Raw genomic sequence first — 25,280 nt, forward strand, 5'->3', positions numbered from 1 at the left:
TGGTCATGCGCTCATGGCAACACTCGATTGCCACGTGATCGCACAGTCTGCGCAACCGCGCAGCGCACTCGTGAGGAAGTCGAATGAAAAAGATCAGGTGTGCCCTGGCCGTCGCGGCGATGAGTACGGTCCTGCTGTCCGGTGTGGCGGACGCGGCGCCCGCCAAGTACCGGCACAGCGAAGCGGCGGCCCAGTTCCGCAAGGCGGGCATCTCCTGGGTGTCGAGCAAGGGCTGCTCCGACTGGAACAAGCGGGGCTGCACCTCCTTCACGAACATCAACAAGACGACCGTGGCAGGTGTGATCGCCTTCAAGAAGCTGAGCAAGTGCCCCGTGGTGATCACCGCCGGCACCGAGGTCGGCCACGCCTCGGGCAAGTACTCCCACCGCAACGGCTACAAGGTGGACATGTCCACGAAGGGCGGCTGCCTGGACCGGTACATCACCCGCCACTTCAAGAAGGCCGGCACCCGCAGTGACGGCGCCAAGCTCTACAAGTCCCCGTCCGGGAACGTCTACGCCCGTGAGGGCAACCACTGGGACGTGACCTACTACAACGGGCGCGCCTGACAGCCGGACCGGGGATCCCCGCGCAGCCGCACCGTCCCCACGGTGCGGCTGCGCCGCGTTCAGGGGGAGGCGGTGACGACGACGTCCGGCTCCGGCCGCCACCGGCGCCGCGCACGCGCCCTCCCGGCCACGGCAGCGAGTCCGCGCGATCACCGGTGTTGACCTGGAGCGCGCTCCAGGTCGCAGCATGGGCGGCATGAACACCACCACTGCGCAGATCGTCCTCGGCACCATGGACTTCGGCACCCGGGTCGGCGCCGACCGGGCCTTCGCGGTGCTCGACGCGTTCGTCGCCGGCGGAGGGGTCTGGCTGGACACCGCGAACTGCTACTCCTTCTGGGCCGACCCCCGCGGTGTCGGCGGCGCCAGCGAACGGGTCATCGGCGACTGGCTGCGGGCCCGCCCGGGCAGGCGCGACACGGTGCGGATCGCCACCAAGGTCCGGCAGAACCCACTGGTCCCGCACGCCTGGCCGCGCAGCGCCGAAGGCCTGTCCGCCCGCGCCGTCCATGCCGGGGTGGAGCAGAGCCTGAGGCGCCTGGGCACCGACCACGTCGACCTCCTCTGGGCCCACGCCGAGGACCGCACCGTGCCGCTCGCCGAGACGGTCGGCGCCTTCGGCGACCTGGTCGCCCGGGGCATCGCCCTGCGGGTGGGGGCGGCCAACCATCCCGCCTGGCGCGTCGAGCGCGCCCGGGCACTCGCCAGGGAGCAGGGCGTGGAGCCGTGGACGGCTCTGCAGCTGCGCCACTCGCTCGTCCAGCCGCGTCCGCTCACCCCGCTCGCGGAGGCCGGCCATCGCCTGCTCACCGCGGAGGACCTGGACCTCGCACGCTCGGAAGGGCTGGCTGTGTGGTCGTACAGCTCGCTGATGTGGGGGTCCTACGTACGGCCGGACAAGCCGCTGCCGCCGACCTATGATCACCCCGGCACCACCCGCGTGCTCGCCGCGCTGGACGAGATCGCCGCCGAGGTGTCCGCCACCCGGAACCAGGTCGTCCTCGCCTGGCTCATGCGGCAGGGCATCGACCCCATCGTCGGCGCCGGCCGGGTGGAGCAGATCGAGGAGGCACTGGCAGCCCGCCACGTGCGGCTGACCGATGCGCACCTGGCGCGCTTCGCCGAGGCCCGGTAACGGTGCACGGAGGGAGAATCATGTCCGCCCTGTCCCCGGCACAGGCCGCCGGTCGTACCGGCGTCACCATCGACACCTTGCGCTACTACGAACGCGAAGGTCTCATCGGCCCGATCCGACGCACCGCCGGCGGACGCCGGCAGTACACCGAGGACGACATCTTCTGGATCGGGCTCGTCACCTGTCTGCGGAACGCCGGACTCGGCATCGCGGATCTGCGGGAGTTCGTCGCCATCCTGCGGTCCGAGCACACCCGGCAGGACAAGGCCGCCTTCCTGCGCGAGCGCCGGGCCGCGCTCCAGCAGCGGGTGGCGGCCCTGCACCGGGCCCTGGACGTCCTCGACGAGAAGATCGCCTACTACAGCTGAGCCCCGCACCGGGCGGGCGCAGCGCCGGGCCGGACCCCGCCGCTCCTGCAGCGCACCGGCCGCCCGATCGCCACCGGCCCGGCAGCCCCCGGTCCCGTCCGCGGACACGACCCCCGTCCGCGGACACGACCCGGCCCGGTCAGGCGCCGTCGCCGGAGAGCGCACCGCTCAGCTCCCGGGCCGTGCGCACGAACACCTCGTGCAGATCCCGGGCGGCCGGCGGCACCGACCCCGACTTGCGGCGCTGCAGCATCAGCAGCACCTGCGTGGTGTCGCCGGCGACCGGCCGGTACGTGATCAGCCCCTCGCGCTCGAGGGGATCACCGGACACACTGAAGTCCGGCAGCACCGTCACCCCCAGCCCCTCGGCGACCATCAGCTTGCCCATCTCCGCGCCGTCGGTCGAGTACGAGAACGACGCCGCACGACCGCCCAGCAGCCGGTGCACATAGCGGTGCATCACATACCCGGTGCGCATGGCGATCAACGGCGCGGTGAGCAGATCCTCCACCGTCACCGCCGGGTGGGAGGCCAGCGGGCTGTCGGGGCGGACACACACCACGGGCCGGCCCCGCAGCAGCTCGGTGGACTCGAAGTCGGCGGGGATGTCGTCCCCTTCCAGATGGTTGACCAGACCCAGGTCGAACCCGCCCTCCGACAGTGCCCGGTGGATGTCGGACTGCTGCGCGCCCACCACCTCGACCTGGGTGAGCGGATGCGCGGCGCGAAAGGCCCGGACGACCGGGATGAGCAGCGGCACGGTCGCCGCGTTCACCGTGCCGACCCGGACCATGCGGCTGATGCGGTGCTGCTCGCCGGCCGCCGCCCGCAGCCGGTCGACCGCCTCCAGCACACCGAGGACATGCGGGAGCAGTTCCCGGCCCGCGGCGCTCATCGTGGCCCCGGTCCGCTTGCGCTCCAGCAGCTCCACCCCCAGCTCCCGCTCCAGATTGCGCACGGTCTCGCTCAACGCGGGCTGCGACAGCCGCAGTTCCTCGGCGGCCCGGCGCAGCGAACCGAGCCGGGTGACGGCCGCAATGTACTCCAGTTGTTCCGTTCGCACGCCCGCAGACTGCGGTGTTCCGGGCGGCGCGTGCAAGGGTTTCCCTGTCACACCTTCGTGAAAAACAGTGGTCCGGGATACGAGACCGGTCGGGTTTGCCTTGACGGCTGCGCGTGGAGGCTGTCAGCATCGTCGTCATGACGATGCGACTGGACCTCACGCGGCGACGCCACGTCGACCTCGCCCGCGTTTCCAGCGCCTCCTGTTGTCTCGCGGCCTGACGCCTGAACCGCCGCTGCCCCTCCACGCCGCGCCCGTCGACGCACGGGTGTGTGCCGCGTATCCCCGCACCGCCCGCCTCCGCCGGGAGTTCCGGCATGCCCTGAGCCCGCGGTGCCGGGGCACACCCGCCCGTTCCCGCAACAGGAGTTCCGCATGCCCGCGCACCCCGCGAAGCCCCTGCAACACCCCGCGCAACCCCTGCACTTCGCCTACTGGGTCCCCAACGTCAGCGGGGGACTGGTCACCAGCACGATCGCGCAGCGCACCGACTGGGGGTACGACTACAACCGCGAACTGGCCCGGCTCGCCGAGAACAACGGCTTCGAGTACGCCCTCACCCAGGTGAGGTACCTGGCCAGCTACGGCGCCGAGTACCAGCACGAGTCCACCGGCTTCAGCCTGGCCCTGCTGCTGGCCACCGAGCGATTGAAGGTGATCGCCGCCGTCCACCCGGGACTGTGGCACCCCGGAGTCCTCGCCAAGTTCGGCGCCACCGCCGACCACCTGTCCCACGGACGCTTCGCCGTCAACGTGGTCAGCGGCTGGTTCAAGCGGGAGTTCACCGCCCTCGGCGAACCCTGGCTGGAACACGACGAACGCTACCGGCGCAGCGAGGAGTTCATCACCGCACTGCGCCGCATCTGGACCGAGGACCACGCCGAACTCGCCGGTGACTTCTACCGGTTGCGCGACTTCTCCCTCAAACCCAAACCCGTGCAGCTTCCCGGTCGGCCGCACCCGGAGATCTTCCAGGGCGGCAACTCCACCGCCGCCCGCCGCATGGCCGGCCGCGTGTCCGACTGGTACTTCTCCAACGGCCGGGACTTCGACGGCGTGACCGAGCAGATCGCGGACATCCGCGCCGCCGCGGCCGAAGCCGGGCGCACCCCGCCGAAGTTCGGTCTCAACGGCTTCCTCATCGCCCGCGACACCGAGGCCGAGGCCCGGGACACCCTCCGGGAGATCGTCGCACGCGCCGACACCCGGGCCGTCGAAGGCTTCGGTGCCGCGGTGCAGCAGGCCGGCCGGTCCACCGCCGACGGCAAGGGCATGTGGGAGGACTCCTCCTTCGAGGACCTGGTCCAGTACAACGACGGCTTCCGCACCGGGCTGATCGGCACCCCCGAGCAGATCGCCGAACGCATCGTCGCCTACAAGAAGCTCGGCGTCGACCTCTTCCTGCTCGGTTTCCTGCACTACAAGGAAGAGGTCGAGTACTTCGGCACACGTGTGCTGCCCCTCGTGAGGGAGCTGGAGGCCCAGCTGCCCGCCGAGGACGAACCCGTCCCCGCTCACGCCTGACCGTGCCCGTCCGACGCACCGCACCGTGAGAGAGGCCATACCCGCATGAGCACCGTCACGCCCCCCGACTTCACCACCCGCCCCACCCCGCGCACCGCGGCCGACTGGATCGCCCGCGCCGGCGAGGTCGCCGCGGTCCTCGCCACCGACGCCGTCGAACGCGACCGGGCCGGCGCCACCCCCTACGCCGAAGTGCAGCTGCTGAAGGACTCCGGGCTGGTCACCCTGCTCGGCCCCGTCGCCCACGGCGGCGGAGGACAGGACTGGCGCACCGCCTACCGGGTCGTCCGTGAGATCTCCAAGGCCGACGGCTCCATCGGCCAGCTTCTCGGCTACCACTACCTGTGGAACTGGGCCGCCCGCCTGGTCGGCACCCGCGAACAGTGGGAGCACATCGAGGCCGAGGCCGCCCGCAACCGCTGGTTCTTCGGCGGCGCGGTCAACCCGCGCGACAAGGACGTGGTCGTCACCGAGGACGGCGACGACCTGGTCTTCACCGGCCACAAGACCTTCTCCACCGGCAGCAAGGTCTCCGACGTCACCGTCCTGGAAGGCGTCTTCGAAGGCACCGACCGGCACGTCTTCGCCGTCGTCCCCTCCGACAGCGAGGGCCTGACCTTCCACGACGACTGGGACAACATCGGCCAGCGGCTCACCGAGAGCGGCAGCGTCACCCTCGACGGCGTCCGCACCCCCTGGTCCTCGGCGGCCGGCTATGTGAACAAGCAGTTCCAGCCGCGCGTCTACAACACCCTCAACGTCCCCACCATCCAGCTCGTCTTCGTCAACCTCTACCTCGGCATCGCCGGCGGCGCGTTGGAGACGGCCGCCGCCTACACCCGCACCAGGACCCGGCCCTGGCTGCACGGCGGCCACGAGCGCGCCGTCGACGAGCCGTACATCGTCGACACCTACGGCGATCTCACCGCCAAGCTCTGGGCGGTCGAGGCGCTCGCCGACGCCGTCGCCGACGAGGGACAGAAGCTGCACGACGACCCGGATGCGGTCACCGAGCAGGCCCGCGGCGACTTCGAGGTACGGGTGGCCGCCGTCAAGGCACGCGCCACCGACGTCGCCCTGGAGGTCACCAACCGCATCTTCGAGGTCACCGGCGCCCGTGCCACGGCGAGCGCCCTGGGCCTGGACCGCTTCTGGCGCAACGTGCGCACGCACACCCTGCACGACCCGGTCGCCTACAAGCGGCGCGAGGTCGGCCGCTGGGTGCTGGAAGGCGAACTGCCCGAACCCACCTGGTACTCCTGACCGCCCCACCCGCCCCGGGCGCCTGTCACCCCAGACGCCCCCCTCGAGGCCGAAAGGGAACCCCATGGCCACCGTCCTGTCCGTCTCCGGCAGTCCTTCCGCCTCCTCGCGCACCAACCGCCTGCTGCGCCACCTGGACGAACGGCTCGTCGCGCACGGCCACCACGTGGTGCCGCTCGACGTGCGCACCATCCCCGCCGAGGCCCTGCTCGGCGCCGACTTCCGGCACCCGGCCATCGTCGAGGCCACCGAGCTGTTCGCCCGCGCCGACGGCGTCGTCGTCGGCTCACCGGTCTACAAGGCCGCCTACTCCGGCGTGCTCAAGGCGCTCCTCGACCTGCTGCCGCAGTACGCCCTCAGCGGCAAGACCGTGCTGCCGCTCGCCACCGGCGGCAGCCTGGCGCACGTCCTGGCCATCGACTACGCGCTGCGCCCGGTGCTGACCTCCATGGGCGCCGCACACATCGTCCAGGGCTGGTTCACCCTCGACAAGGACCTGACGGTGGACGACGACGGCTCCCTCACCGTCGCCCCGGCCGCCGAGGAAGCACTGGCCCGCGTCGTCGACCAGTTCTCCGCCGCGCTCGGCTCCGCCCCGCTCCTGGCCGCTGCGAGCTGATCCCCATGACCGCCCATGTGATCACCGACGACGCCGAGGCCCTCGCCGTCGCCGCCGAACTGGCCGAGGAGTTCCGCATCCACGCCTCCCGGCGGGACGCGGAACGCACCCTGCCCCGCGCCGAACTCGACCGGCTGTCCGCCTCCGGACTCCTGGGCGTCACCGTGCCCGCGGACCACGGCGGCGCCGACGTACGCACCGAGACCCTCGCGGAGATCTTCCGTCTGCTCGCCACGGCCGACGGCAGCCTCGCCCAGATCCCGCAGAGCCACTTCGTGTACGTCAACGTCATACGCCGGCACGGCACCCCCGAGCAGCGGAAGTTCTTCTTCGCCGAGCTGCTCGCCGGGCGCCGCTTCGGCAACGCCCAGTCGGAGGCCGGCACCCGGCACGTCCAGGACATCCGCACCCGCCTGCACCGCCGGACCGACGGTTCGTATCTGCTCAACGGCGTCAAGCACTACAGCACCGGCGCCCTGTTCGCCCACTGGATCCCCGTGCTGGCCCGCGCCGAGGACGACACCCTGCACGCGGCCTACGTCCCGCGGGACGCCCCCGGCGTGGAGGTCGTCGACGACTGGGACGGCATGGGCCAGCGGACCACCGCCAGCGGAACCGTCCGCCTCACGGACGTCGTGGTGCCCGCCGACCGGGTCCTGCCGCACCACCTCACTTTCCAGGGACCGCAACTGCACGGCGCGTTCGCGCAGGTGCTGCACGCGGCCATCGACGCGGGCCTCGCCGCCGCGGCCCTCGACGAGGCGGCCGCGTTCGTCCGGACCAGGAGCAGGCCCTGGTTCGAGGCCGGCGTCGAGACCGCAGCCGAGGACCCGCTGCTCATCCAGCGGTTCGGTGAACTCGCCCTCCAGGTCAGGGCGGCCGAGGCACTGCTGCGGGAGGCCGCCCGCGGTGTCGACGCGGCCCGCGACGACCTCACCGACGACACCGCGGCCGCGGCGTCCATCGCGGTCGCCGCCGCCAAGGCGGCCGCGGCACAGGCGGCCGTGGAGGTCTCCAACGCCCTGTTCGACGTGGCCGGCACCCGGTCGGCGCTGCGGTCGCTGAACCTGCACCGGCACTGGCGCGACGCCCGCACGCACACCCTGCACGATCCGGTGCGCTGGAAGATCCAGCACATCGGACGGTACGTCCTCAACGGCACCAGACCACCTCGCCACGGCCTGCTCTGAACCCGTGCGCGAAGGCCCCGGCGCCCAGGCGCGCCGGACAGTCCCGCCCGGCACCCGGCACACCCGGCAGCCGACGTCCCCACTCACCCCGGAGCACCCCATGTCTGCCCTCACCTTCCACTGGTTCCTGCCCACGACCGGAGACAGCCGGCACGTCGTCGGCGGCGGCCACGGCTCCCGGCCCGGCGCCGCCGCGGCCGACCGCCCGGCCACCGTCGAATACCTCGGCCAGATCGCCCGCAGCGCCGAACAACTCGGCTTCGTCGCGGCCCTCACCCCCACCGGCGCCTGGTGCGAGGACGCCTGGGTGACCACCGCCATGCTCACGCAGGTCACCGAACGGCTGAAGTTCCTGGTCGCCTTCCGCCCCGGCCAGATCAGCCCCACCCTGTCGGCGCAGATGGCCGCGACCTACCAACGGCAGTCCCACGGGCGGCTGCTGCTGAACGTGGTCACCGGCGGCGAGTCCGCCGAGCAGCGCGCCTACGGCGACTTCCTCGACAAGGACCAGCGCTACGCCCGCACCGGGGAGTTCCTCGACATCGTGCGGCGGCTGTGGGCCGGAGAGACGGTCGACCACCACGGCGAACACCTGCGGGTGGAGAAGGCCGCACTCAACCGACTGCCCGATCCCACACCGCGCATCTACTTCGGCGGGTCCTCGGCCGCGGCCGGCGAGGTCGCGGCGCGCTATACGGACGTGTACCTGACCTGGGGCGAGCCACCGCAGCAGGTGAAGCAGAAGATCGAGTGGATCCGTTCCCTGGCCGCCGCGCACGGCCGCGAGGTCCGCTTCGGCATCCGCCTGCACACCATCAGCCGGGACACCTCCGAGCAGGCCTGGGCCGAGGCGGAGCGGCTGCTGAAGGCCATGGACCCCGAGCGCATCAAGGCGGTGCAGCGGGGCCTGGCGACCAGTGAGTCCGAGGGCCAGCGCCGGATGCGCGAACTGCACAACAGCGGCGACACGTCCGACCTGGAGGTCTACCCCAACCTGTGGGCGGGTATCGGCCTGGTCCGCGGCGGCGCCGGCACGGCCATGGTCGGCAGCCACACCGAGGTCGCCGACCTGATCGAGGAGTACCACCGCCTCGGCATCGAGGAGTTCGTGCTGTCCGGGGTGCCGCACCTGGAGGAGGCGTACTGGTTCGGCGAAGGCGTCCTGCCGATCCTGGAGAAGCGCGGCCTGTGGCAGCACCCGGCAGGGCCGCGCACCGTCGAGGCGGGCACCGTCCCGTTCGCCGCCCGATGAGCGCCGCGTCCGCCCCCTCGCAGGCCCGGGCCCGGACGCCCGCACCCGAACCGGTCGATCAGCGGCAGCTGAGAACCGTCGTGCTCGCCAGCCTGCTGGGCACCACAGTGGAGTGGTACGACTTCTTCCTCTACAGCACCGCCGCGGGCCTGGTCTTCAACAAGCTGTTCTTCCCCACCGCCGACGGCACCGTGGGCACCATGCTGTCGTTCGCGACGTTCGCCGTCGGCTTCGTCGCCCGCCCCGTCGGCGGCCTGCTCTTCGGCCACATCGGAGACCGGCTCGGCCGCAAGCGCACCCTGGCCTTCACCATGAGCATGATGGGGCTGTCCACCGCGCTCATCGGCCTGCTGCCCACCTACGACCAGGTCGGCATCGTCGCCCCCGCACTGCTCCTCGTCCTGCGCGTCGCCCAGGGCGTCGCGCTCGGCGGGGAGTGGGCCGGAGCGGTCCTGCTGGCCGTGGAGTACGGCCCCCAGGGCCGCAAGGGCCGGTTCGGCAGCTACCCGCAGATCGGGCTCGCCCTCGGACTGGCGCTGGGCACCGGCGTGTTCGCACTGCTCAGCGACGCGCTCAGCGAAGCGGCGTTCGTCGACTACGGATGGCGGATCGCCTTCCTCGTCAGCCTCGTCCTCGTCGTCGTCGGACTCACCGTCCGGCTGAGGATCGAGGAGACCCCGGCCTTCCGCGCCGTGCGCCGACTGCAGGAGCTGCCCCGCTCCGCACCGCTGGTGGAACTGGTGCGGGAACCCGTGGCACGCCGTCACCTGCTGCTCGGCATGCTGGCCCGGTGGGGTGAGGGAGCCGCCTTCAACACCTGGGGCGTTTTCGCCATCACCTACGCCACCGACACCCTGCATCTGCACCGCACGCCGGTGCTGCTCGCGGTCACGGCCGCGGCACTGGTGATGGCCGTGCTGATACCCGTGAGCGGGGCCGCGGTCGACCGCCGTGGAGCCCGCAGCGTCTACGGCGCCGGGATGACGGCCTTCGCCTGCTCGGTCTTCCCGGCGTTCTGGCTGTTCGGCACCGGCGGGGCGGCCGCGTTCGCCGCGGCGCTCGTGGTAGCCCTGGGCATCGTGCACGCCTGGTTCTACGGCGCGCAGGGCACCCTGTTCGCCGCGCTGTTCGCCACCCCGGTCCGGTACACGGGCATGTCGTTCGTCTACCAGGTGTCCGGCATCTTCGCGTCCGGCATCACCCCGCTGATCATGACCGCGCTGCTCGCCGCCGGTTCCGGAAGCCCCTGGTGGGCCTGCGGCTACCTCGCGTTGACGGGGCTGGTGAGCGTGTGGGCGACCAACCGGCTGCGCACCGAGGACCTGCACATGGCCACCGGAGCACCCGCCGCCGCGTCGGACGCACCCGCGCCCGCCGCCGTCCGAGGGTGAGATCCGGCCGGGGCGCTGTGACGCAGCACTGACGCAGGTCTCCGTCACGAGCTGCACCGGCCGAATCCGGCGAAGAGTGAGGAGCGAAGAGCGACGACGGAGGCAGGCGTACCGCACACCGGGCGGTGCGCCGCATCCCGCAGGGCCCGCACCCCTGATCTGCCGATCACCGGGTGCGGGCCTTCCGCACGTCCGTATGCAGGCCCGGTCGGTGCAGGGAAGGCCGACGGTATGGAGCACGGCGGCCGTCCTCAGCCGTGTGCGGCGACCGCTCTCACTCGTGCGTGACCGTGGCGGAGCCGTCCGGACGAGTGGCCGCCTGAAGCCGTGTGCGCAAGGTGGCGGCGAAGTCCTCGGCCCGCTCCAGCTGGACGCGCAGCTCCTCGATCTTCCGGGCGGCTGCCTGCTCGTAGCCGCGCACCCGGTCCAGCAGCTCCTCCCGCTCGGCGGCATCCAGCGGCTCGGCACCCTCCAGGCGGTCGGTGGCCTGCAGCAGGTCGCGCATCTCCTCCAGGGTGAAGCCGAGCGGCTTCATGCGGCGGATCACCATGAGGCGGGCCACGTCGGCCTCCGAGTACAGACGGAAACCGCCCCGGGAACGGGCCGAGGGAGTGACGAGGCCGATCTCCTCGTAGTGCCGGATGGTGCGCAGGGACAGCTCGGTGCGTGCGGCCACCTCGCCGATCTGCATGTGTGTGCCGCCCACGTGTCGCCGCCCGGCCCTTCCTCCGTCGCGTGGCCGCCCCCTCGGCGGCTGTCCGTCCCGACTCTACCGTTGGGGTAGAGTTGTCGGCCGGTGATGGCCGCCGTACCGGCGGCCGTCGTCGACCGTACCGAGACCGGGCGGTGTCTCCCGGAGCAGAGCTGATCGTCGCAGGAGTCAGGCGTGCGCGGGCCCGTGCCGCCCGGCGCCGCAGCCTGCCCGCCGTGATGCCGCACCGGCCGGGCGAGAGGGGCCGTGTCCGCCTTCCCGGCCGCCGGCCGCTTCGCCCGTCCTCCACCGACGTCCCGGCCCGCTGAGGGGCCGTTTCGCAGGGTGCCGCCCCGGCGCCTTCGTATGGTTCCGCACGCCGCGGCCGGCCGACGGCGTGCCCGAGCACGACAGGTTCCGCGTTGTTGTCCTCCGTCACCGCCGCCCTGGAGCGGTTGCGCTCCGCCGGCCGCCCGGCCTGGCTGTCCTCCCCGGCACTACTGCGCACCGAGGTGCTGTCCGGTCTGGTCGTCGGCCTGGCCCTGATCCCCGAGGCGATCTCCTTCTCGGTGATCGCCGGAGTCGATCCGGCGGTGGGCCTGTACGCCGCCTGCGTCATGGCCATGGTCATCGCGTTCACCGGCGGACGCCCGGCCATGATCTCCGCCTCGACCGGAGCGGTCGCCCTGGTCGTCGCGCCCATCGCTCGCGGACACGGGCTGAGCTACCTGCTCGCCACCGTGATCCTCGCCGGTGTCCTCCAGATCGTCCTGGGCGTCCTGGGCGTGGCCAAACTCATGCGCTTCGTGCCGCGCTCGGTGATGACCGGCTTCGTCAACGCGCTGGGCATTCTGCTGTTCACCGCGCAGCTGCCCAACCTGCACGATGTGCCGTGGGCCGTCTACCCGCTGGTGGCGGGCGGTCTGGCCCTGATGGTGTTCTTCCCGAGGATCACCAAGGCGGTGCCCGCGCCGCTGGTGTCCATCGTCGTCCTCACCGTGATCACCGTGGCCGCCGGGATCGCGGTTCCCACCGTGGGCGACAAGGGCACGCTGCCGTCCTCCCTGCCCGTCCCCGGCCTGCCCGACGTGCCGCTCGACATGCACACCCTGACGGTGATCGCTCCCTACGCCCTGGCGATGGCACTGGTCGGGCTGATGGAGACGATGATGACCGCCAAACTCGTCGACGAGATCACCGACACCCGCTCCGACAAGACCCGCGAGGCGGTCGGCCAGGGCATCGCCAACATCGTCGCCGGTGTCTTCGGCGGCATGGGCGGCTGCGCGATGATCGGCCAGACCATGATCAACGTCAAGAACGGGGCACGGACCCGTCTGTCGACCTTCCTGGCCGGCTTCTTCCTGCTCGTGCTGTGCATCGTCCTGGGCCCGGTCGTCTCCCGGATCCCCATGGCCGCGCTCGTGGCCGTGATGGTCCTGGTCGCCGTCGGCACCTTCGACTGGCACTCGGTCAAACCCGCCACGCTCAGGCGCATGCCGGTCGGTGAGACCGTCGTCATGGCCGTGACCGTCGTCATCGTCGTCGCCACCGGCAACCTCTCCATCGGGGTCGTCGTCGGCACGATCACCGCCATGATCGTCTTCGCCCGGCGGGTCGCCCACCTGACCGAGGTCACCGCCGTCACCGACCCCGACGGCAGCACGGTCGTCTACCGGGTCACCGGCGAGCTCTTCTTCGCCTCCACCAACGACCTCGTGGGCCGGTTCGACTACGCCGGCGACCCCGACCGGGTCGTCATCGACCTGTCCGCCGCCCACATCTGGGACGCCTCCTCCGTCGCCGCTCTGGACGCCGTCGAGACCAAGTACGCGCAGCGCGGCAAGACCGTCGAGATCACCGGCCTCAACGACCCCAGCGCCCACCTGCACGGCAGGCTCAGCGGCGCCCTCGCCGCCGGTCACTGATCCTGCTGCGCCCGCACAGTGTCAGAGCCCCGGATTCGTGTTCCGGGGCTGCGCGGTGTGGGCGTCCTGACGTCGGTCTCCGTCCGTGCGGTGCTCCGTCCCCGGCCCATGCCGGGACGCGGTGCCGAGCGGACGCGCCGGCGGTTGCCTCAGACGGCGGTGGCACCGCCGTCCACGGCGAGCGTGGCTCCCGTGACGAAGCCGGCCCGGGGCGAGGCGAGGAACAGGACGGCCTCGGCGATCTCGGCGGGCCGGGCGGTGCGGTGCAGCGGCAGCTGCTCACCGAGCGCGGCGACACCGTCGCCCCATTCGGCCAGCACGCCCTCGGTGATGGTCGGGCCGGGGGCGACGCTGTTGACGCGGACGCCACGCGGACCGAACTCGGCCGCCCAGGTGCGGGTGAGGGACTCCACCGCGGCCTTGGAGGCGCTGTAGCTCGACGCACCGGGAACACCCATCGAGGCGGCCATGGTGCTGACGTTGACGATGCTGCCCTCGCCCTGGTCGAGCATGGCGGGGACCAGCTGCGCGGTGAGGAAGTACGTGCCGCGGACATTGGTGTCGAAGACCTGCTGGAAACCGGCCACGGACTGCTCCACCGTGGGGGCGACCGGGAAGCTGCCGGCGTTGTTGACGAGGATGTCCACCAAACCGGCCTCCTCGACCAGGGCCCGCACCGACTCCAGGTCGGCGAGGTCGGCGGCGACGAAACGCACCGTGCCGGGTCCCTCCGGCAGCTCGGCCAGGGCCTTGGCGCCGCGTTCGGCGTCACGGCCGGATATGACGAGGTCGGCGCCCTCGCGGACGAACAGGCGGGCGGTCTCCAGGCCGATGCCCGCGGTGCCGCCGGTGATGAGGGCCTTCTTGCCCCGCAGCTCTCCGGTGGACGTGCCGTGGCCGGACGTGCGGTTGTCCTGCGTGGTGCTCATGACGGGGGTGCCTTTCGTGTGTCGTGGAGATGCACATCCGCGGGGTGTCGTGCGGCTGTGCCGGTGGTGTTCTCGTCAGGAGGCGGTCCCTCGGGGCGGGGGAGCGGCACCGCGGCCGGTGCCGTCCCGACCGTCCGCCCGGGTCTCGCCGCCGAGCCGGCCGGCTCCCACCGGCGCGACCTCGGCCGCTTCGTCGCGGCCCTGGACCAGGTAGCCGCGTGATGGCGTACAGGCGGTGCGCGGTCGCCGTCCGCGGTCGGGTAGGGCTCGGGTGTGACCGCCGAGTCGGCACACGTCTGCCTCGTCGGCGCCTCGCTGTGAGTTGTCTCCCCGCCGTCCCGTCACGTACGCCGTAGGGCAACTCCACGTGCGGAAAAGCGCCCCGCATCACCCGCGCCGCGCCGGGCTGCGGCGGCCGAGGACGAGGAAGCGCCGGTGGCCGTGCACCCACTGGTCGGCGACACCCAGCGCGAGATCCTCCGCGACACGGTGCAGCGCCGGCGCCCCCAGACGCGCCCAGGGGAACGGCGGGCCCTTGTGCCCGTGGGCGTCCTCGAACCGGGCGGTGCCGTGCTCCTCGACGTCCTCCGGGTCGGCCTCGACGAGCAGCAGTCCCGTGGGCGCGGTGAGCTGGACGCACCGGCGCAGCAGCGCGCGCGGGTCGCCGCCGATGCCGATGTTGCCGTCGATGAGCAGGAGGGTCTGCCAGCCTCCCTCGGCCGGCAGCCGGTCGAACACCGACCGGCACACGGCGATGCCGCCGAGGGCGACGGTGTGCGCCGCCGCACGCGGGGTCACGTCGACGCCGAGCGCGAACACTCCGCGGCGCAGCAGCGCCCGGCACAGCCGGCCCGGTCCGCAGCCCACGTCGAGCACGGGGCCGACACAGCGGTCGAGCACCGATTCGTCGGCCACGGTCGGAGGCGCGAACCAGCGGTGCACGGGCATCGCGATCCGCCGTCCGTCCGCGAGCCTCAGGTACACCGGTCCGTGGCCGGCCCGCAGGGCGAGGGCGTAGGGATCGTCGCTCGCGCAGGGGGAACGGTGCCCGTCGGTCGTCATGGCCCGGCACCGTGACCAGGCGCGGGCCGCCCCTCGCCCGCACCGTCGGTGTGCCGCAGACGGCGGAGCCGGACGGCGAACGCCACGGCGGACGCCAGGAAGAGCACGGCCGTGAGGGCCAGCCACCGGCCCAGGTAGACGTCGATGGGCAGCCCGGTCGCCTCCGGATAGGGCCTGGACAGGGCGAAGACGAGAGGGAACCAGACGAGCAGGAGCACCCCGGAGAGGAAAGCGGGCACCCGGAGGTGGTTGATCCACGGTGGGCACGGCATACGGGGGGCCCGGTGCCGCAGCACTGCCTGTGCCGACCGGTCGACGAGCGAGTACAGCGGCAGCAGGATCAGATCGTGCACGACCGCCGCGCCGACGAACCAGAGCACGACGCCCAGCGGGCGCAGGGCGAACAGACGCACCATGGCGTAGCCGGTCAGCGCGAACGAGGCGATCAGCACCAGCAGATGCAGCGGACTGGAGCCGTACCAGCGGACGAAACGGCTCATGGCCAGCTCCTGAAGGTGAGCCGGCGAACCCACTTGGTGTTGTTCACACCCGGGTTGGCCGGGACGATGATGCGGGCCGGGAAGCCGTGGTCGAGCGACAGATCCGCACCGTTGACCCGCAGGGCGAGCAGCGACCTGGGATCGCGGATCTGATTGCCGCGCAGCAGCACGGACGCGTAGGGCCCCGGCGGCTGGACGGATTCCACCAGCACACTGCCCGCGTCGGGCAGCCCGGCCAGGGCGGCGAGGTCGGCCAGCCGCAGACCGCTCCACAGCTGGTCGGTCGTGGACCAGCCCTCCACGCAGGCGATCGGCAGGGAGGCGGTGTGCTGAGGCATCGCGAGAAGCTGCGCACGGGTGAACACGTGCGCCGGACCCGCGCCGTGGATCTCCAGCCGCCAGTCGGGACCCACGTGCGCGGGGGTGACACCGACGGACGCGGCGGTCTTGTTGATCTGGAAGCCGTTCGGGCCGCTGCCCGGCTCCCGGTTGTGCGGCGCGAGAAGAGCGGTGTTGCGCAGCAGGCCGCCGATGCTCTGCCCCGCCGTGACCAACAGGAGCAGCAGCGATCCGCCGCCCACCATGGCGAGCACACCGCGCCGGGTCATCGTCGGCGGCGCGGGATCGGCCGGGACCAGGCCGTCGGGGTCGGGCGGTTCGGGCCGGGTGCGGGCGAGAGGAGTGCGCAGTTCGGCCATCAGACTGCGGGAGCGCAGCGCGCCCACCATCCGGCCGACCTTGAGACACACATGGACGACGAAGGCCGCGATGAAGACCCAGGCGCCGTAGAAGTGCAAAGTGTAGAAGGAGCCCGGGAACACGTAGAACAGCTGGATGTTGAAGATGCCGGTGACGAACTCGAAGATCACCCCGCCGACCAGCAGGAGCAGCGACAGCCGCTCCAGCGCATGGGCGAGGCTGCGGGCCGGCGGCCAGGTGAACAGCTTCGGGATCACCGACCACAGCTTGGCCAGCAGCACGGGCACCAGGACCACACCGAGCGTCACATGCACACCCTGCGTCAGCCGGTACAGCCAGTACGGGTGGGTGGGCCAGGCGAAGAGGTAGAAACCCAGCACCCCTTTGCCGGGGGTCTGGTCGTTGAGGCGCCCCAGGTCCGGGTTGTAGGAGGCGTAGGAGAGCATCCCGGTGACGAACATCAGCGGGATGCCGATGAGCAGCACCAGCCCGAACACGGACGTCAGCCACGGCCCGCGCAGGGGACTGCGCCAGAAACCGGGCCGGAACGGACCGGGCGGCGGAGGAGCGTGCTCGGCCCGGCGCACGAGATACCGGACCCGCAAGGACAGCCCGGAAAGGACGCCGTGCGCAGGCCCTCTGCGGGACCCGTCCTCGTGGTCCGGGGATCCCGGGCCGGCGGGACCCGCGGCCGACGGGCTGCCGTCCATCGGCACCTCCTGCGCTGTGGTGGATGTGACCTGCTGTGCCTCGGCGGCTGCATGGCATGCCGTCACCTCCCGGCCCGGTCGCCCGGATCCACGGTGGCACGCCTCGCATGTGCGGTCCGCCTCGAGGCGTGCGTGCGGGTGTTCTGCGCGGGGCGGACGGGTGAACGGGCGCCCCGCACGGCCCTGCGGCGCGCGACAGCCTGCGGGTTGAGAAGGTGTGAGGTCGCACGGCCGGCGGGGGAGCGCCGTGGAGCGGGGATGTCAGCACTCCGTAAGGTGACTGAATCCCCTATGCCTGCTTTGTCTCCGTAGGGTGAGACGGGTGATCGAAACGACCTCCTCTCCCTCCGTGTCGCGGGACGCGGCACCGCCCCGTTGCGAGGCCCCGTGTCGCGCCCGGCCCTCGCACCACCGCCCGGCCGCCCCCGAACAGGCCCGCCCGATCCGCCGGCGCGCCCGAGGGCGGCTGCACGACGCCGAGGCGGGACGGAACGGGACGCATCCGCCCGCCGTGCACGACGAGGACCCGGCCGGCGATCCGGCGCACGCGGCACCGTGTCGTCCCTCCGGGGCCGCCACCGCCGCAGACGACACGCCCGCCCGGGCCGGGCGGTGACCGGCATGGCGGACGGAACCGGCATCGCATCCGCCCCCTGGCTGCCGACCACGGCCCTGCCGGGCACGCTCCCCCTGCTGCCCCGGCCCGCCGGCCCCGAGCGGCGCACGGGCCGCTCCGCCCGGCGCGGGACCGTCGACCCGCGGCTGGCCGACCCCTACGCCGACGCCCTGCGCGCCGGCCACGGCCCGCTGTACCTGCGCCGCCTGACGCCCGCGACGCACCGGGACACGGCCGACGGGGACGGCGACCTGCTGACGCTGGAGATCGAACGCTGGTGCGGCGCCGCCGACGCCGTCGACCTCGACGTCCTGGACCGCTGCTGCGGGCCCGTTCTGGACGTCGGCTGCGGACCGGGCCGTCTGGTGGGGGCCCTGGCCGCCAGGGGGGTGCGCTGCCTGCGCGTGGACGTCAGCCCGGCCGCGGTCGCCCTGACCCGGCGGCGCGGCGGCAGCGCGCTGCGCCGCTCGGTCTTCGAGCGCCTGCCGGGCGAAGGCCGCTGGGGCACCGTGCTGCTGATGGACGGAAACATCGGCATCGGCGGCGACCCGGTCGCCCTGCTGCGCCGTCTGCGCGCGGCCGCTGCGCCCGGCAGCCGCCTGCTGGCGGAGGCGTCCCGCGCGGACGTGGACGAACGACTCACGGTCCGCCTCGAGGACGCCCACGGCCGGCACGGACGCCCCTTCCCCTGGGCCCGCGTCGGCACCGCCGCGCTGCTGCGGGCCGCCGAGCAGGCGGGATGGGCACCCGTCGAGCAGTGGCAGGCCGGCGGGCGCCGGTTCGTGGAACTGCGGCAGCAGACCACCACCCCGCCCGACGGTCACCCGGCGCCCACCGGAAGGAGCACGCACCCATGAGCGACACGGCCTTCCCGCAGCGCCGGTCCGGCTCGCCGCGCTCCGGCACCGAACACCCCGCCGCGCCCTCGCGCCGCACCACGGCCCGTTCCGCGGTGACCGTCACGACGCTGCTGCTCGCTTCCCTCACCGCCGTCGTCGCGGTCACCGTACGGACCGGCGACGACAGCTCCCACCTGGGACCGATGCTGATCGGCTACGGCGTCGCCTGGCTGCTGTTCGCCGCCGCGGTGCGGGCCGTGCGCAGGGCACCGCGACGGGTGGCGACCGCGCTGGTCCTCGCCGGTTCGGCCGCCGTGGCCGTGGCCGCGCTCGCCGCGCCGCCCCGCACCAGCACCGACATGTTCCGCTACGCCTGGGACGGCCGTGTCCAGGCCGCCGGGATCTCCCCGTACGCGTACCCGCCCGCGGCACCGCAGCTGGACCGGCTGCGCGACGAGTGGCTGTTCCCGGACAAGGGGGACTGCCGGGGCTGGGGACTGACCCGCACGGACCGCGGCCAGTGCACCCGCATCAACCGCCCCGGCGTGCCCACCATCTACCCGCCCGTCGCCGAGGGCTGGTTCTCCGCGGTCCACCTCCTGTCGCCGGCGGACGGCCGTCACAAGCCGCTCCAGGCCGGCGGTGCCGTCCTCGCGGTCGGCACGACGGCCGCCCTGCTCGCCGTGGGGCGCCGCCGCGGTGATCCCGAGCGGGCCGCCGGCCGGGCCGCGTTGTGGGGGTGGTGCCCCGCCGTTCCGATCGAGGCGGTGAACAACGCGCATGTCGACACGCTCGGTGTGCTGCTGACCGTGCTGGCGCTCGGCACGGCCACCGCGGGTGTGCGCCGCGGTGCGCTGCTGGGCGCGGCGGTCGCGGTCAAACTGCTGCCGGTGCTGGCGTTGCCCGGTGCGCTGTCCGGTGTGCGCAGCCCCGCACGGGTGGCGCGGGTGGCGGCGGCCCTGCTGGCCGTGGTGGCCCTCGCCTATGTGCCCTACGTCGCCGCCTCCGGTGCGGGCGTGTTGGGATACCTGCCCGGCTACCTCCACGAGGAGGGCTACTCGCCCGGCGACGTGCACCGCTTCGCCCTGGTCCGGCTGGTGCTGCCGGACTCCGCGGCCGAGGTGACGGTCGTGGTGCTGCTCGCGCTGATGGCCCTGTACGTGCTCTGGCGCGGCGACCCCGCACGCCCGTGGCGCGGCGCCCTGCTGCTGACCGGCACCGCGCTGCTGCTGGTCTCCCCCACCTACCCGTGGTACGCGCTGCTCCTCGTGGGTCTGGTCGCTCTCGACGGCCGCTGGGAGTGGCTCACCGTCACACTGGCCGGCATCGTGCTCTACCTGTGCGGTCGGCAGTCGCACGGCATTCCCGTCCAGGCACTGTCGTACGGCGTGGCCGCGGTGTGCGTCGTCGTCGGCGCCGTCGTGCGGTCCGAGTCGGCCCGGCGCTTCCTGGGACGGTACACCGGTGTCCTCCGAGCACGGGTGTGACGCACGGGCGGGACACGACCGAGGAGAAGCCGCACACCCTCACACACGCGACCAGGGCCGCCTTCGGCCCGGACCGCTCCCGTGCCCTGCCGCCGGCCACGGCCCGCTCCGAAGCGCCGCCTCGGAGCGGGCCGTCGGGTGTGTGCCCGCGCCATCCGCACCGGCGGACACACCCGCGGGTCCGCCGTCGCCGCGGGCCGTCCACCGCACATGTACGTGTTCCGTAAGGAGCCGGCATGTTCCGCCGCGGCCTCCCCGGCGGTGGGATGGACATCATGAGATCACGTCTCCTTCCGCCCAGGTTCTCGGGCGGACTGCACGACGCCCGCACGGCCACCGTGATCGGGCGGTGGCTGGGACCCGCCTTCGCGGTCTGTTTCGTCACCGGCCTGATCAGTCACCTCATGCAGCATCCGCCGGGGTGGCTCGCCGACGGCGTCCCGAGCCGTCCGGTGTGGGGCTACCGGCTCACCCAGGGACTGCACGTCGCCTCCGGCATCGCCGCGATCCCGCTGCTGACGGCCAAGCTGTGGGCGGTGTACCCGCGGCTGTTCACCTGGCCGCCGGTGCGTTCGGTGCGGCACGCGCTGGAACGGCTGTCGGTGGCCCCGCTCGTGGCGGGCGCCGTCTTCGAGGTCGCCACCGGCCTGCTCAACATCGCGCAGTGGTACCCGTGGCCGTTCTCCTTCGTGCCCGTGCACTACGCCGTGGCCTGGCTGGTCACCGGCGCGCTGATCCTGCACATCGCCGTCAAGGCACCGGAGATACGCGACCACTGGACCCGGCGTTCACCGGGCACGCTCGCCCTTCCGGCGGACGGCACCGACCGGCGCTCGCTGCTGACCGCGGTGGCGGCCGCGACCGGAGCGGTGACCCTGACCACGGTCGGGCAGTCCTTCACCCCGCTGAAGGATCTCGCCCTGCTCGCACCGCGCAGCCCGGACCACGGTCCCCAGGGCCTGCCGGTCAACCGGACCGCCGCCGCGGCCGCGGTGGGCACGATCCGTCCCGAGCGGTACCGCCTGACGGTCACCGGTCCGCGGTCCTTCACCCTCACCCTGGACGAGTTGCGCGCCCTGCCGCGGCACGAGGCCCGGTTGCCCATCGCCTGTGTGGAGGGCTGGAGCAAGACGGCCCACTGGACCGGTGTGCGGGTGGCCGACCTGCTGGAACGGGCCGGCGCCCCGGCCCACGCCCGGGTCCGGGTGGTCTCCCTGCAGACCCGCGGCGGCTACCGGGTGTCGGAGCTGGGCCGGGAACACGCCCGCGACCCGCTGACACTGCTCGCTCTCACCCTGAACGGCGAGGAACTCAGCCCCGACCACGGCTACCCGGTGCGCCTGATCGCCCCGAACCGGCCGGGCGCACTGCAGACGAAGTGGGTCGGCCGGCTGGAGGTGCTGTCGTGAGCGCGGGTGTGACGGTGTTCCGGGTGGCGGCGGGCGCGGCCGGCCTGGCGCTGCTGGGCGAGGGGGTGTCGCTGCTGTGGGACGTGCCCGGTCCGGGGGACGTACTGCTGTGGCTGGCCGGAGCGGTCGCCCTGCACGACGCCCTGATCGCCCCGCTGGTGCTGCTGATCGGCCGGCTGCTGGTCCGCGGCCGCCTGCGGGGCCCGGTGCGCGGCGCCCTGCTGGTCGCCGGGGCGCTGACCCTGGTCGCCCTGCCGCCGCTGCTGCGTCCGGGCCCCCGCGCCAACCCTTCGGTGCTGCCGCTGGACTATCCGCGCAACTGGCTGATCACCCTGGCTGCCGTGGCCGCGGTCACCGTGGTGTACGCCGCCGCGCGGGCGGTCCTCCGCGCCCGACGGGGCGACGTCCGAGGGCAGTGACGAGGACCGGTGTGCGGGCGGTGTCCGGCGACACGGCCAGGACACCGCCCGCACACCGGGCCGTGCACCGCTCAAGCCGCCGCGGGCAGGCGGATGTCGAACCGGCAGCCGCCGGGAACGTTGCAGACGGCGGCGCGACCCTGGTGGGCCTCGACGATGCCCCGCACGATGGCCAGGCCCAGCCCCGCCCCGGCGGGCGGGGTGCGGGCGTTTGTACCGCGCCACCCGGTGTCGAAGACACGCGGCAGGTCCTCGGGCGGGATGCCGCCGCACTCGTCGGTCACCGACACCACCACGCTGTCCTCCTCCCGCCGCGCGGACACGGCCACGGTGCCGTCGGCGGGCGTCCGGTGGATGGCGTTGACCAGGAGGTTCGCCAGAACCCGGGACATCTCGCGGCCGTCGACCTCGACCGGCACCGGCTCGACCCCGTCGCCGACGAGCCGCACCCCCCGTTCCCGGGCCAGCGCGCCCGCCCCGGCGATGGCGTCGCCCACCAGGTCGTACACGGACATCCGCGCGGTGTTCAGGGCGAGCACACCCGCCTGGATACGGGAGAGTTCGAACAGGTCGCTGACCATCTCGCCCAGGCGTTCCACTTCGGCGCGGATGCGGGCGTGGTACACGCTCGGATCGCTGACCACGCCGTCCTCCAGGGCCTCGGTCATCGCCTGCAGCCCGGCCAGCGGGGTCCGCAGATCGTGGGAGATCCAGGCGACGAGTTCCCGGCGGGACTCCTCCAGCGCTCTCTCCCGCTCCCGCGACGCCGCCAGCTTGGCGCTGGTCTCGGTCAGTTCACGGGTCAGCGCCGCGAGTTCCGCGGTGGGTGCGGACGGCGGAGGGGTGAACGTGCCGTCGTCGCCGAGCGCCCGGGTGGCCGCCGCCAACGCCCGGCTTCCCCGGACGACGCTCCGCCCCAGCACGAACGCGACCAGCAGCGACACGACCGCCGAGATGAGACAGACCATCGTCACGACCCACAGATCGTGGTCGGACAGCAGCATCGCCCAGCACACCAGCATCGTCCCGGCGAGCATCGCCGCCACCGTGACGCCCGCGACCACGGCCAGGGACAGCGTGACCGAGCGGTCGCGCAGCAGCCGGAGGGCCACCGTGCCGAGCACCCCGGCAGCGGCGGCGCCGACGGCCGCGTACACAACGATGAGAAGGGTGTCACGCAGCACCGGCGGCTCCGTCCTCCACCGGCATGTCGAACCGGTACCCCACGCCCCACACGGTGCTGATCAGACGGGGCCGTGCCGGATCGTCCTCGATCTTCTCGCGCAGCCGCCGCACATGGACGGTGACGGTGGACAGGTCGCCGAACTCCCAGCCCCACACGCGCCGCATCAGCTCCTCACGGCTGGTGGCCCGTCCCGGGTTGCGCAGGAAGTACTCCAGCAGGTCGAACTCCCGCAGAGTCAGGGACAGTTCACGGCCGCCGTGGGTCACACGGCGAGCGGTGCGGTCCAGCGTGAGGGGGCCTGCGCGCAGCTGCCCGGCCGGCGCCTCCTGCGCGGCGGAAGCCGCCCGGCGCAGCACCGACGTGACCCGCAGGACCAGTTCCCGGGGGCTGAACGGTTTGGTGACGTAGTCGTCGGCGCCCACCTCGAGGCCGAGGATGCGGTCCTCCTCGTCACCGCGTGCGGTCAGCATGATCACGGGCAGTGGGCCCTGCTCATGGATGCGGCGGCACACCTCGAGTCCGTCCATCCCGGGCAGCATCAGGTCCAGAACCACCAGGTCGGGTGGCTGTTGCGTGGCCGTGGTCAGGGCGGTGGGGCCGTCCGCGGCCACGTCCACGGCGAAGCCGGCCCGGCCCAGGTATCCGGCGACCACTTCGGCGACGGTCGGGTCGTCGTCCACGACGAGTACACGTTTCACACCGACCGAGTGTCGCACCGCCCCGGGGCCGGTGTCGCTCCTGGTGGGGCAGGACGTGGCAGCGGAAAGGGACTCGTAAGAAGTGCGGACGCCGCGCCGCCGGGCGCGCGACGGCGGCCGCGGTGCGTCGTGCCCGTGCTGCAGGGCCCGAAGCGCGACACCGCCGATGCGGCAGGAAGACCGCCGTCACCGGCTTTCGGACCTGCGTGGCGACCTCGCCCGGCGGATCGGATCACCGCACCCGGCGGGTCACCGCCCGGCCCGGGCGAACGAGGAGACGGCGGCGGCGAAACGCGAGCCGGGCGGGCAGCAGGCGGCCACCTCCAGCGCGTCGGCGGGGGTGTCCACATCCCGCAGCACCGGCAGATCCACCACGTCCAGTCCCGCCTCGACCAGGCGGCGGCGCTGGACGGCGCCGGTGCGGTCGGTGGACATCGGCACACCGCGCACGAGGGCGGCGGCACTGGCCGGGTCGGCCAGGCCCAGCGCCCAGAAGCCGCCGTCCGCGGCCGGCCCGAACCAGGCGTCGTGGGGATCCCGGACGGCGTCCGCGACGACGTCGGCGGTCAGCTGCGGGGTGTCCATGCCCACCAGGAAGGCGGGTCCCCGGTCGCAGAGACCGAAGGCGGCCGCGATCCGCTCGTCCAGCCCGCCGGACACCTGCGGGACGACCTCGAACCCCGGGGGCAGCCACGCCCCCGGAACACCGTCCAGCACCAGCACGCGCCGCCGCGCGGGTGTCCGCGCGACGGTGTGCAGGGTGTCCCGCAGTGCGGCCTCGGCCAGAGCGGCCGCCTCCTCGGGGGTGTAGTGAGGTGTGAGCCGGGTCTTGACCCGCCCGGGCACGGGTTGCTTCGCGATGACCAGCAACGTGGCCGCGCATGCGGCGCTCACCGTCCGCCTCCCGGGACACCGGCCGTCGGCGTCCGGTTTGCCGCGGGCGGTTCGGCGAGGACGGCACGCATGTCCCGTACCGCCTGCCAGGTGCCGCGCCAGGTGCCGGTGACCTTGGAGCGCCCGGCGCGCGGACGGTACGGCACGTCCCTCTCCGCCACCCGCCAGCCGGCGTCCGCCGCACGCACCACCATCTGCAGCGGATAGCCGGACCGACGGTCCGTCAGGTTGAGGGCCAGCAGGGGCGTGCGGCGGGCGGCGCGCATCGGGCCGAGGTCGTGCAGACGCACCCCGGTGCGCCGACGGATCAGACGGGCCAGCTCCCGGTTGGCCACGCGGGCGTGCAGGGGCCAGGCACGCCGGCTGACCGGCCGGCGGCGCCCCAGCACCAGGTCGGCCGTGCCGGCGAGGACGGGCTCGGCGACCTGCGGCAGCAGGGAGGGGTCCAAGGAGGCGTCGCAGTCGCAGAAGCACACCACGTCGCCGGTGGCGGCGGTCAGTCCCGCATGGCAGGCGGCTCCGAAGCCGCGCCGTGCCTCGTGGACCACCTGCGCACCCAGCTCGCGGGCGATCTCGGCCGAACCGTCGGTCGATCCGTTGTCCACGACGATCGCCCGCCAGCCCGCCGGGATGCGCTCGAGCACCCACGGCAGCGCTTCGGCCTCGTTCAGGCAGGGCAGCACCACGTCGACAGGCACGGTGGAGGAGGAGGTCGTTTCGATCACCCCATTCACCCTACGAGAGCAAAAGGTGCATAAAGGACTTCGTCATCTTACGGAGTGCTGACGTCGACCGCCGCCCGAGAGGGACGGCCGCACCCGGGAGGGCCCGCGCGGTGC

Annotated in this window: 25 protein-coding genes; 15 read left to right on the top strand and 10 right to left on the bottom strand. The window is 73.0% G+C overall.

Annotation, left to right across the window (positions count from 1 at the left end; genetic code table 11):
• The first annotated feature begins 83 nt into the window (after positions 1 to 83).
• The 3 genes from OG899_RS26020 to OG899_RS26030 all read left to right on the top strand — a co-directional run bounded on the left by OG899_RS26020 (position 84) and on the right by OG899_RS26030 (position 2,072).
• Entirely contained in the window at positions 84 to 569 is a 486-nt protein-coding gene (locus OG899_RS26020) for a hypothetical protein (RefSeq protein ID WP_125499465.1), read from the top strand.
• 196 nt (positions 570 to 765) lie between these two features.
• Entirely contained in the window at positions 766 to 1,704 is a 939-nt protein-coding gene (locus OG899_RS26025) for an aldo/keto reductase (RefSeq protein WP_125499464.1), read from the top strand.
• A gap of 20 nt (positions 1,705 to 1,724) precedes the next feature.
• Positions 1,725 to 2,072, top strand: a complete 348-nt coding sequence (locus OG899_RS26030) for a MerR family transcriptional regulator (RefSeq protein ID WP_125499463.1) — start codon at positions 1,725 to 1,727, stop codon at positions 2,070 to 2,072.
• Between the two features lie 139 nt (positions 2,073 to 2,211).
• Here the strand turns inward: OG899_RS26030 and OG899_RS26035 are convergent, their stop codons facing one another.
• Positions 2,212 to 3,135 carry a LysR family transcriptional regulator gene (locus OG899_RS26035; protein ID WP_185867925.1) on the bottom strand — a complete coding sequence of 308 codons (924 nt, stop codon included), beginning with the start codon at positions 3,133 to 3,135 and terminating at the stop codon, positions 2,212 to 2,214.
• A gap of 143 nt (positions 3,136 to 3,278) precedes the next feature.
• Between OG899_RS26035 and OG899_RS26040 the strand changes: the two genes are divergently transcribed.
• The 7 genes from OG899_RS26040 (at position 3,279) to OG899_RS26070 (ending at position 10,374) form a co-directional block, all read left to right on the top strand.
• The gene (locus OG899_RS26040) at positions 3,279 to 3,356 is read left to right on the top strand and encodes a putative leader peptide (protein WP_368861482.1); all 78 of its coding nucleotides are present in this window, start codon (positions 3,279 to 3,281) and stop codon (positions 3,354 to 3,356) included.
• Between the two features lie 154 nt (positions 3,357 to 3,510).
• Positions 3,511 to 4,659, top strand: a complete 1,149-nt coding sequence (gene sfnG, locus OG899_RS26045; protein ID WP_125499461.1) for a dimethylsulfone monooxygenase SfnG — start codon at positions 3,511 to 3,513, stop codon at positions 4,657 to 4,659.
• 45 nt (positions 4,660 to 4,704) lie between these two features.
• Positions 4,705 to 5,922: an acyl-CoA dehydrogenase family protein gene (locus tag OG899_RS26050; protein WP_168131669.1), complete on the top strand. Its 1,218-nt coding sequence runs from the start codon at positions 4,705 to 4,707 to the stop codon at positions 5,920 to 5,922.
• Positions 5,923 to 5,986: 64 nt separating this feature from the next.
• Complete coding sequence (gene ssuE, locus OG899_RS26055; RefSeq protein ID WP_125498150.1) at positions 5,987 to 6,541, top strand: NADPH-dependent FMN reductase; 555 nt, start codon at positions 5,987 to 5,989, stop codon at positions 6,539 to 6,541.
• Between the two features lie 5 nt (positions 6,542 to 6,546).
• Positions 6,547 to 7,731: an SfnB family sulfur acquisition oxidoreductase gene (locus tag OG899_RS26060; RefSeq protein ID WP_125498149.1), complete on the top strand. Its 1,185-nt coding sequence runs from the start codon at positions 6,547 to 6,549 to the stop codon at positions 7,729 to 7,731.
• A gap of 100 nt (positions 7,732 to 7,831) precedes the next feature.
• The gene (locus OG899_RS26065) at positions 7,832 to 8,983 is read left to right on the top strand and encodes an LLM class flavin-dependent oxidoreductase (protein ID WP_125498148.1); all 1,152 of its coding nucleotides are present in this window, start codon (positions 7,832 to 7,834) and stop codon (positions 8,981 to 8,983) included.
• Complete coding sequence (locus OG899_RS26070) at positions 8,980 to 10,374, top strand: MFS transporter (protein WP_125498147.1); 1,395 nt, start codon at positions 8,980 to 8,982, stop codon at positions 10,372 to 10,374. Before OG899_RS26065 ends, OG899_RS26070 begins: the two co-directional genes overlap by 4 nt.
• A 274-nt stretch (positions 10,375 to 10,648) precedes the next feature.
• On the opposite strand, the gene OG899_RS26075 is transcribed toward OG899_RS26070, so the two are convergent.
• Entirely contained in the window at positions 10,649 to 11,080 is a 432-nt protein-coding gene (locus OG899_RS26075) for a MerR family transcriptional regulator (RefSeq protein ID WP_185867853.1), read from the bottom strand.
• A gap of 407 nt (positions 11,081 to 11,487) precedes the next feature.
• Between OG899_RS26075 and OG899_RS26080 the strand changes: the two genes are divergently transcribed.
• Entirely contained in the window at positions 11,488 to 12,993 is a 1,506-nt protein-coding gene (locus tag OG899_RS26080; protein ID WP_168131667.1) for a SulP family inorganic anion transporter, read from the top strand.
• Positions 12,994 to 13,142: 149 nt separating this feature from the next.
• Here the strand turns inward: OG899_RS26080 and OG899_RS26085 are convergent, their stop codons facing one another.
• The 4 genes from OG899_RS26085 to OG899_RS26100 all read right to left on the bottom strand — a co-directional run bounded on the left by OG899_RS26085 (position 13,143) and on the right by OG899_RS26100 (position 16,893).
• Positions 13,143 to 13,922, bottom strand: coding sequence for an SDR family NAD(P)-dependent oxidoreductase (locus OG899_RS26085; RefSeq protein WP_125498146.1), 780 nt, complete (start codon positions 13,920 to 13,922; stop codon positions 13,143 to 13,145).
• 387 nt (positions 13,923 to 14,309) lie between these two features.
• Entirely contained in the window at positions 14,310 to 14,984 is a 675-nt protein-coding gene (locus tag OG899_RS26090) for a bifunctional 2-polyprenyl-6-hydroxyphenol methylase/3-demethylubiquinol 3-O-methyltransferase UbiG (protein WP_125498145.1), read from the bottom strand.
• Entirely contained in the window at positions 14,981 to 15,484 is a 504-nt protein-coding gene (locus OG899_RS26095) for a hypothetical protein (protein ID WP_168131666.1), read from the bottom strand. Before OG899_RS26095 ends, OG899_RS26090 begins: the two co-directional genes overlap by 4 nt.
• Entirely contained in the window at positions 15,481 to 16,893 is a 1,413-nt protein-coding gene (locus OG899_RS26100) for a molybdopterin-dependent oxidoreductase (protein ID WP_168131665.1), read from the bottom strand. Before OG899_RS26100 ends, OG899_RS26095 begins: the two co-directional genes overlap by 4 nt.
• 621 nt (positions 16,894 to 17,514) lie before the next feature.
• Here OG899_RS26100 and OG899_RS26105 point away from each other — a divergent pair.
• From OG899_RS26105 to OG899_RS26120, 4 genes are all read left to right on the top strand, one after another.
• Positions 17,515 to 18,366 carry a class I SAM-dependent methyltransferase gene (locus OG899_RS26105; RefSeq protein ID WP_406311182.1) on the top strand — a complete coding sequence of 284 codons (852 nt, stop codon included), beginning with the start codon at positions 17,515 to 17,517 and terminating at the stop codon, positions 18,364 to 18,366.
• Positions 18,363 to 19,835: a glycosyltransferase family 87 protein gene (locus tag OG899_RS26110; protein ID WP_168131663.1), complete on the top strand. Its 1,473-nt coding sequence runs from the start codon at positions 18,363 to 18,365 to the stop codon at positions 19,833 to 19,835. Before OG899_RS26105 ends, OG899_RS26110 begins: the two co-directional genes overlap by 4 nt.
• A gap of 275 nt (positions 19,836 to 20,110) precedes the next feature.
• Positions 20,111 to 21,244: a molybdopterin-dependent oxidoreductase gene (locus tag OG899_RS26115; protein WP_373296715.1), complete on the top strand. Its 1,134-nt coding sequence runs from the start codon at positions 20,111 to 20,113 to the stop codon at positions 21,242 to 21,244.
• Positions 21,241 to 21,663, top strand: coding sequence for a hypothetical protein (locus OG899_RS26120; RefSeq protein ID WP_260604099.1), 423 nt, complete (start codon positions 21,241 to 21,243; stop codon positions 21,661 to 21,663). Before OG899_RS26115 ends, OG899_RS26120 begins: the two co-directional genes overlap by 4 nt.
• 71 nt (positions 21,664 to 21,734) lie before the next feature.
• On the opposite strand, the gene OG899_RS26125 is transcribed toward OG899_RS26120, so the two are convergent.
• The 4 genes from OG899_RS26125 to OG899_RS26140 form a co-directional block, all read right to left on the bottom strand.
• Positions 21,735 to 22,847, bottom strand: a complete 1,113-nt coding sequence (locus OG899_RS26125; protein ID WP_185867851.1) for a sensor histidine kinase KdpD — start codon at positions 22,845 to 22,847, stop codon at positions 21,735 to 21,737.
• Entirely contained in the window at positions 22,837 to 23,547 is a 711-nt protein-coding gene (locus OG899_RS26130) for a response regulator transcription factor (RefSeq protein WP_189428063.1), read from the bottom strand. Before OG899_RS26130 ends, OG899_RS26125 begins: the two co-directional genes overlap by 11 nt.
• Before the next feature lie 249 nt (positions 23,548 to 23,796).
• A complete protein-coding gene (locus OG899_RS26135) occupies positions 23,797 to 24,441 on the bottom strand; it encodes a DUF2064 domain-containing protein (RefSeq protein WP_125498140.1) in 645 nt (214 codons plus the stop codon).
• Complete coding sequence (locus tag OG899_RS26140; RefSeq protein WP_373296062.1) at positions 24,438 to 25,163, bottom strand: glycosyltransferase family 2 protein; 726 nt, start codon at positions 25,161 to 25,163, stop codon at positions 24,438 to 24,440. The genes OG899_RS26135 and OG899_RS26140 overlap by 4 nt, the downstream gene beginning before the upstream one ends.
• Positions 25,164 to 25,280: the final 117 nt, after the last annotated feature.

It is taken from the genome of Streptomyces thermoviolaceus (assembly GCF_045209695.1).
In the GTDB taxonomy this organism is placed as follows: domain Bacteria; phylum Actinomycetota; class Actinomycetes; order Streptomycetales; family Streptomycetaceae; genus Streptomyces; species Streptomyces thermoviolaceus.

Bases quoted from the DNA above. Each gene is read 5' to 3' on its own strand.
- OG899_RS26020 (WP_125499465.1), top strand. From the start codon at position 84: ATGAAAAAGATCAGGTGTGCCCTGGCCGTCGCGGCGATGAGTACGGTC.
- OG899_RS26025 (WP_125499464.1), top strand. From the start codon at position 766: ATGAACACCACCACTGCGCAGATCGTCCTCGGCACCATGGACTTCGGC.
- OG899_RS26030 (WP_125499463.1), top strand. From the start codon at position 1,725: ATGTCCGCCCTGTCCCCGGCACAGGCCGCCGGTCGTACCGGCGTCACC.
- OG899_RS26040 (WP_368861482.1), top strand. From the start codon at position 3,279: ATGCGACTGGACCTCACGCGGCGACGCCACGTCGACCTCGCCCGCGTT.
- sfnG (WP_125499461.1), top strand. From the start codon at position 3,511: ATGCCCGCGCACCCCGCGAAGCCCCTGCAACACCCCGCGCAACCCCTG.
- OG899_RS26050 (WP_168131669.1), top strand. From the start codon at position 4,705: ATGAGCACCGTCACGCCCCCCGACTTCACCACCCGCCCCACCCCGCGC.
- ssuE (WP_125498150.1), top strand. From the start codon at position 5,987: ATGGCCACCGTCCTGTCCGTCTCCGGCAGTCCTTCCGCCTCCTCGCGC.
- OG899_RS26060 (WP_125498149.1), top strand. From the start codon at position 6,547: ATGACCGCCCATGTGATCACCGACGACGCCGAGGCCCTCGCCGTCGCC.
- OG899_RS26065 (WP_125498148.1), top strand. From the start codon at position 7,832: ATGTCTGCCCTCACCTTCCACTGGTTCCTGCCCACGACCGGAGACAGC.
- OG899_RS26070 (WP_125498147.1), top strand. From the start codon at position 8,980: ATGAGCGCCGCGTCCGCCCCCTCGCAGGCCCGGGCCCGGACGCCCGCA.
- OG899_RS26085 (WP_125498146.1), bottom strand. From the start codon at position 13,922: ATGAGCACCACGCAGGACAACCGCACGTCCGGCCACGGCACGTCCACC.
- OG899_RS26090 (WP_125498145.1), bottom strand. From the start codon at position 14,984: ATGACGACCGACGGGCACCGTTCCCCCTGCGCGAGCGACGATCCCTAC.
- OG899_RS26095 (WP_168131666.1), bottom strand. From the start codon at position 15,484: ATGAGCCGTTTCGTCCGCTGGTACGGCTCCAGTCCGCTGCATCTGCTG.
- OG899_RS26100 (WP_168131665.1), bottom strand. From the start codon at position 16,893: ATGGACGGCAGCCCGTCGGCCGCGGGTCCCGCCGGCCCGGGATCCCCG.
- OG899_RS26105 (WP_406311182.1), top strand. From the start codon at position 17,515: ATGGCGGACGGAACCGGCATCGCATCCGCCCCCTGGCTGCCGACCACG.
- OG899_RS26110 (WP_168131663.1), top strand. From the start codon at position 18,363: ATGAGCGACACGGCCTTCCCGCAGCGCCGGTCCGGCTCGCCGCGCTCC.
- OG899_RS26115 (WP_373296715.1), top strand. From the start codon at position 20,111: ATGAGATCACGTCTCCTTCCGCCCAGGTTCTCGGGCGGACTGCACGAC.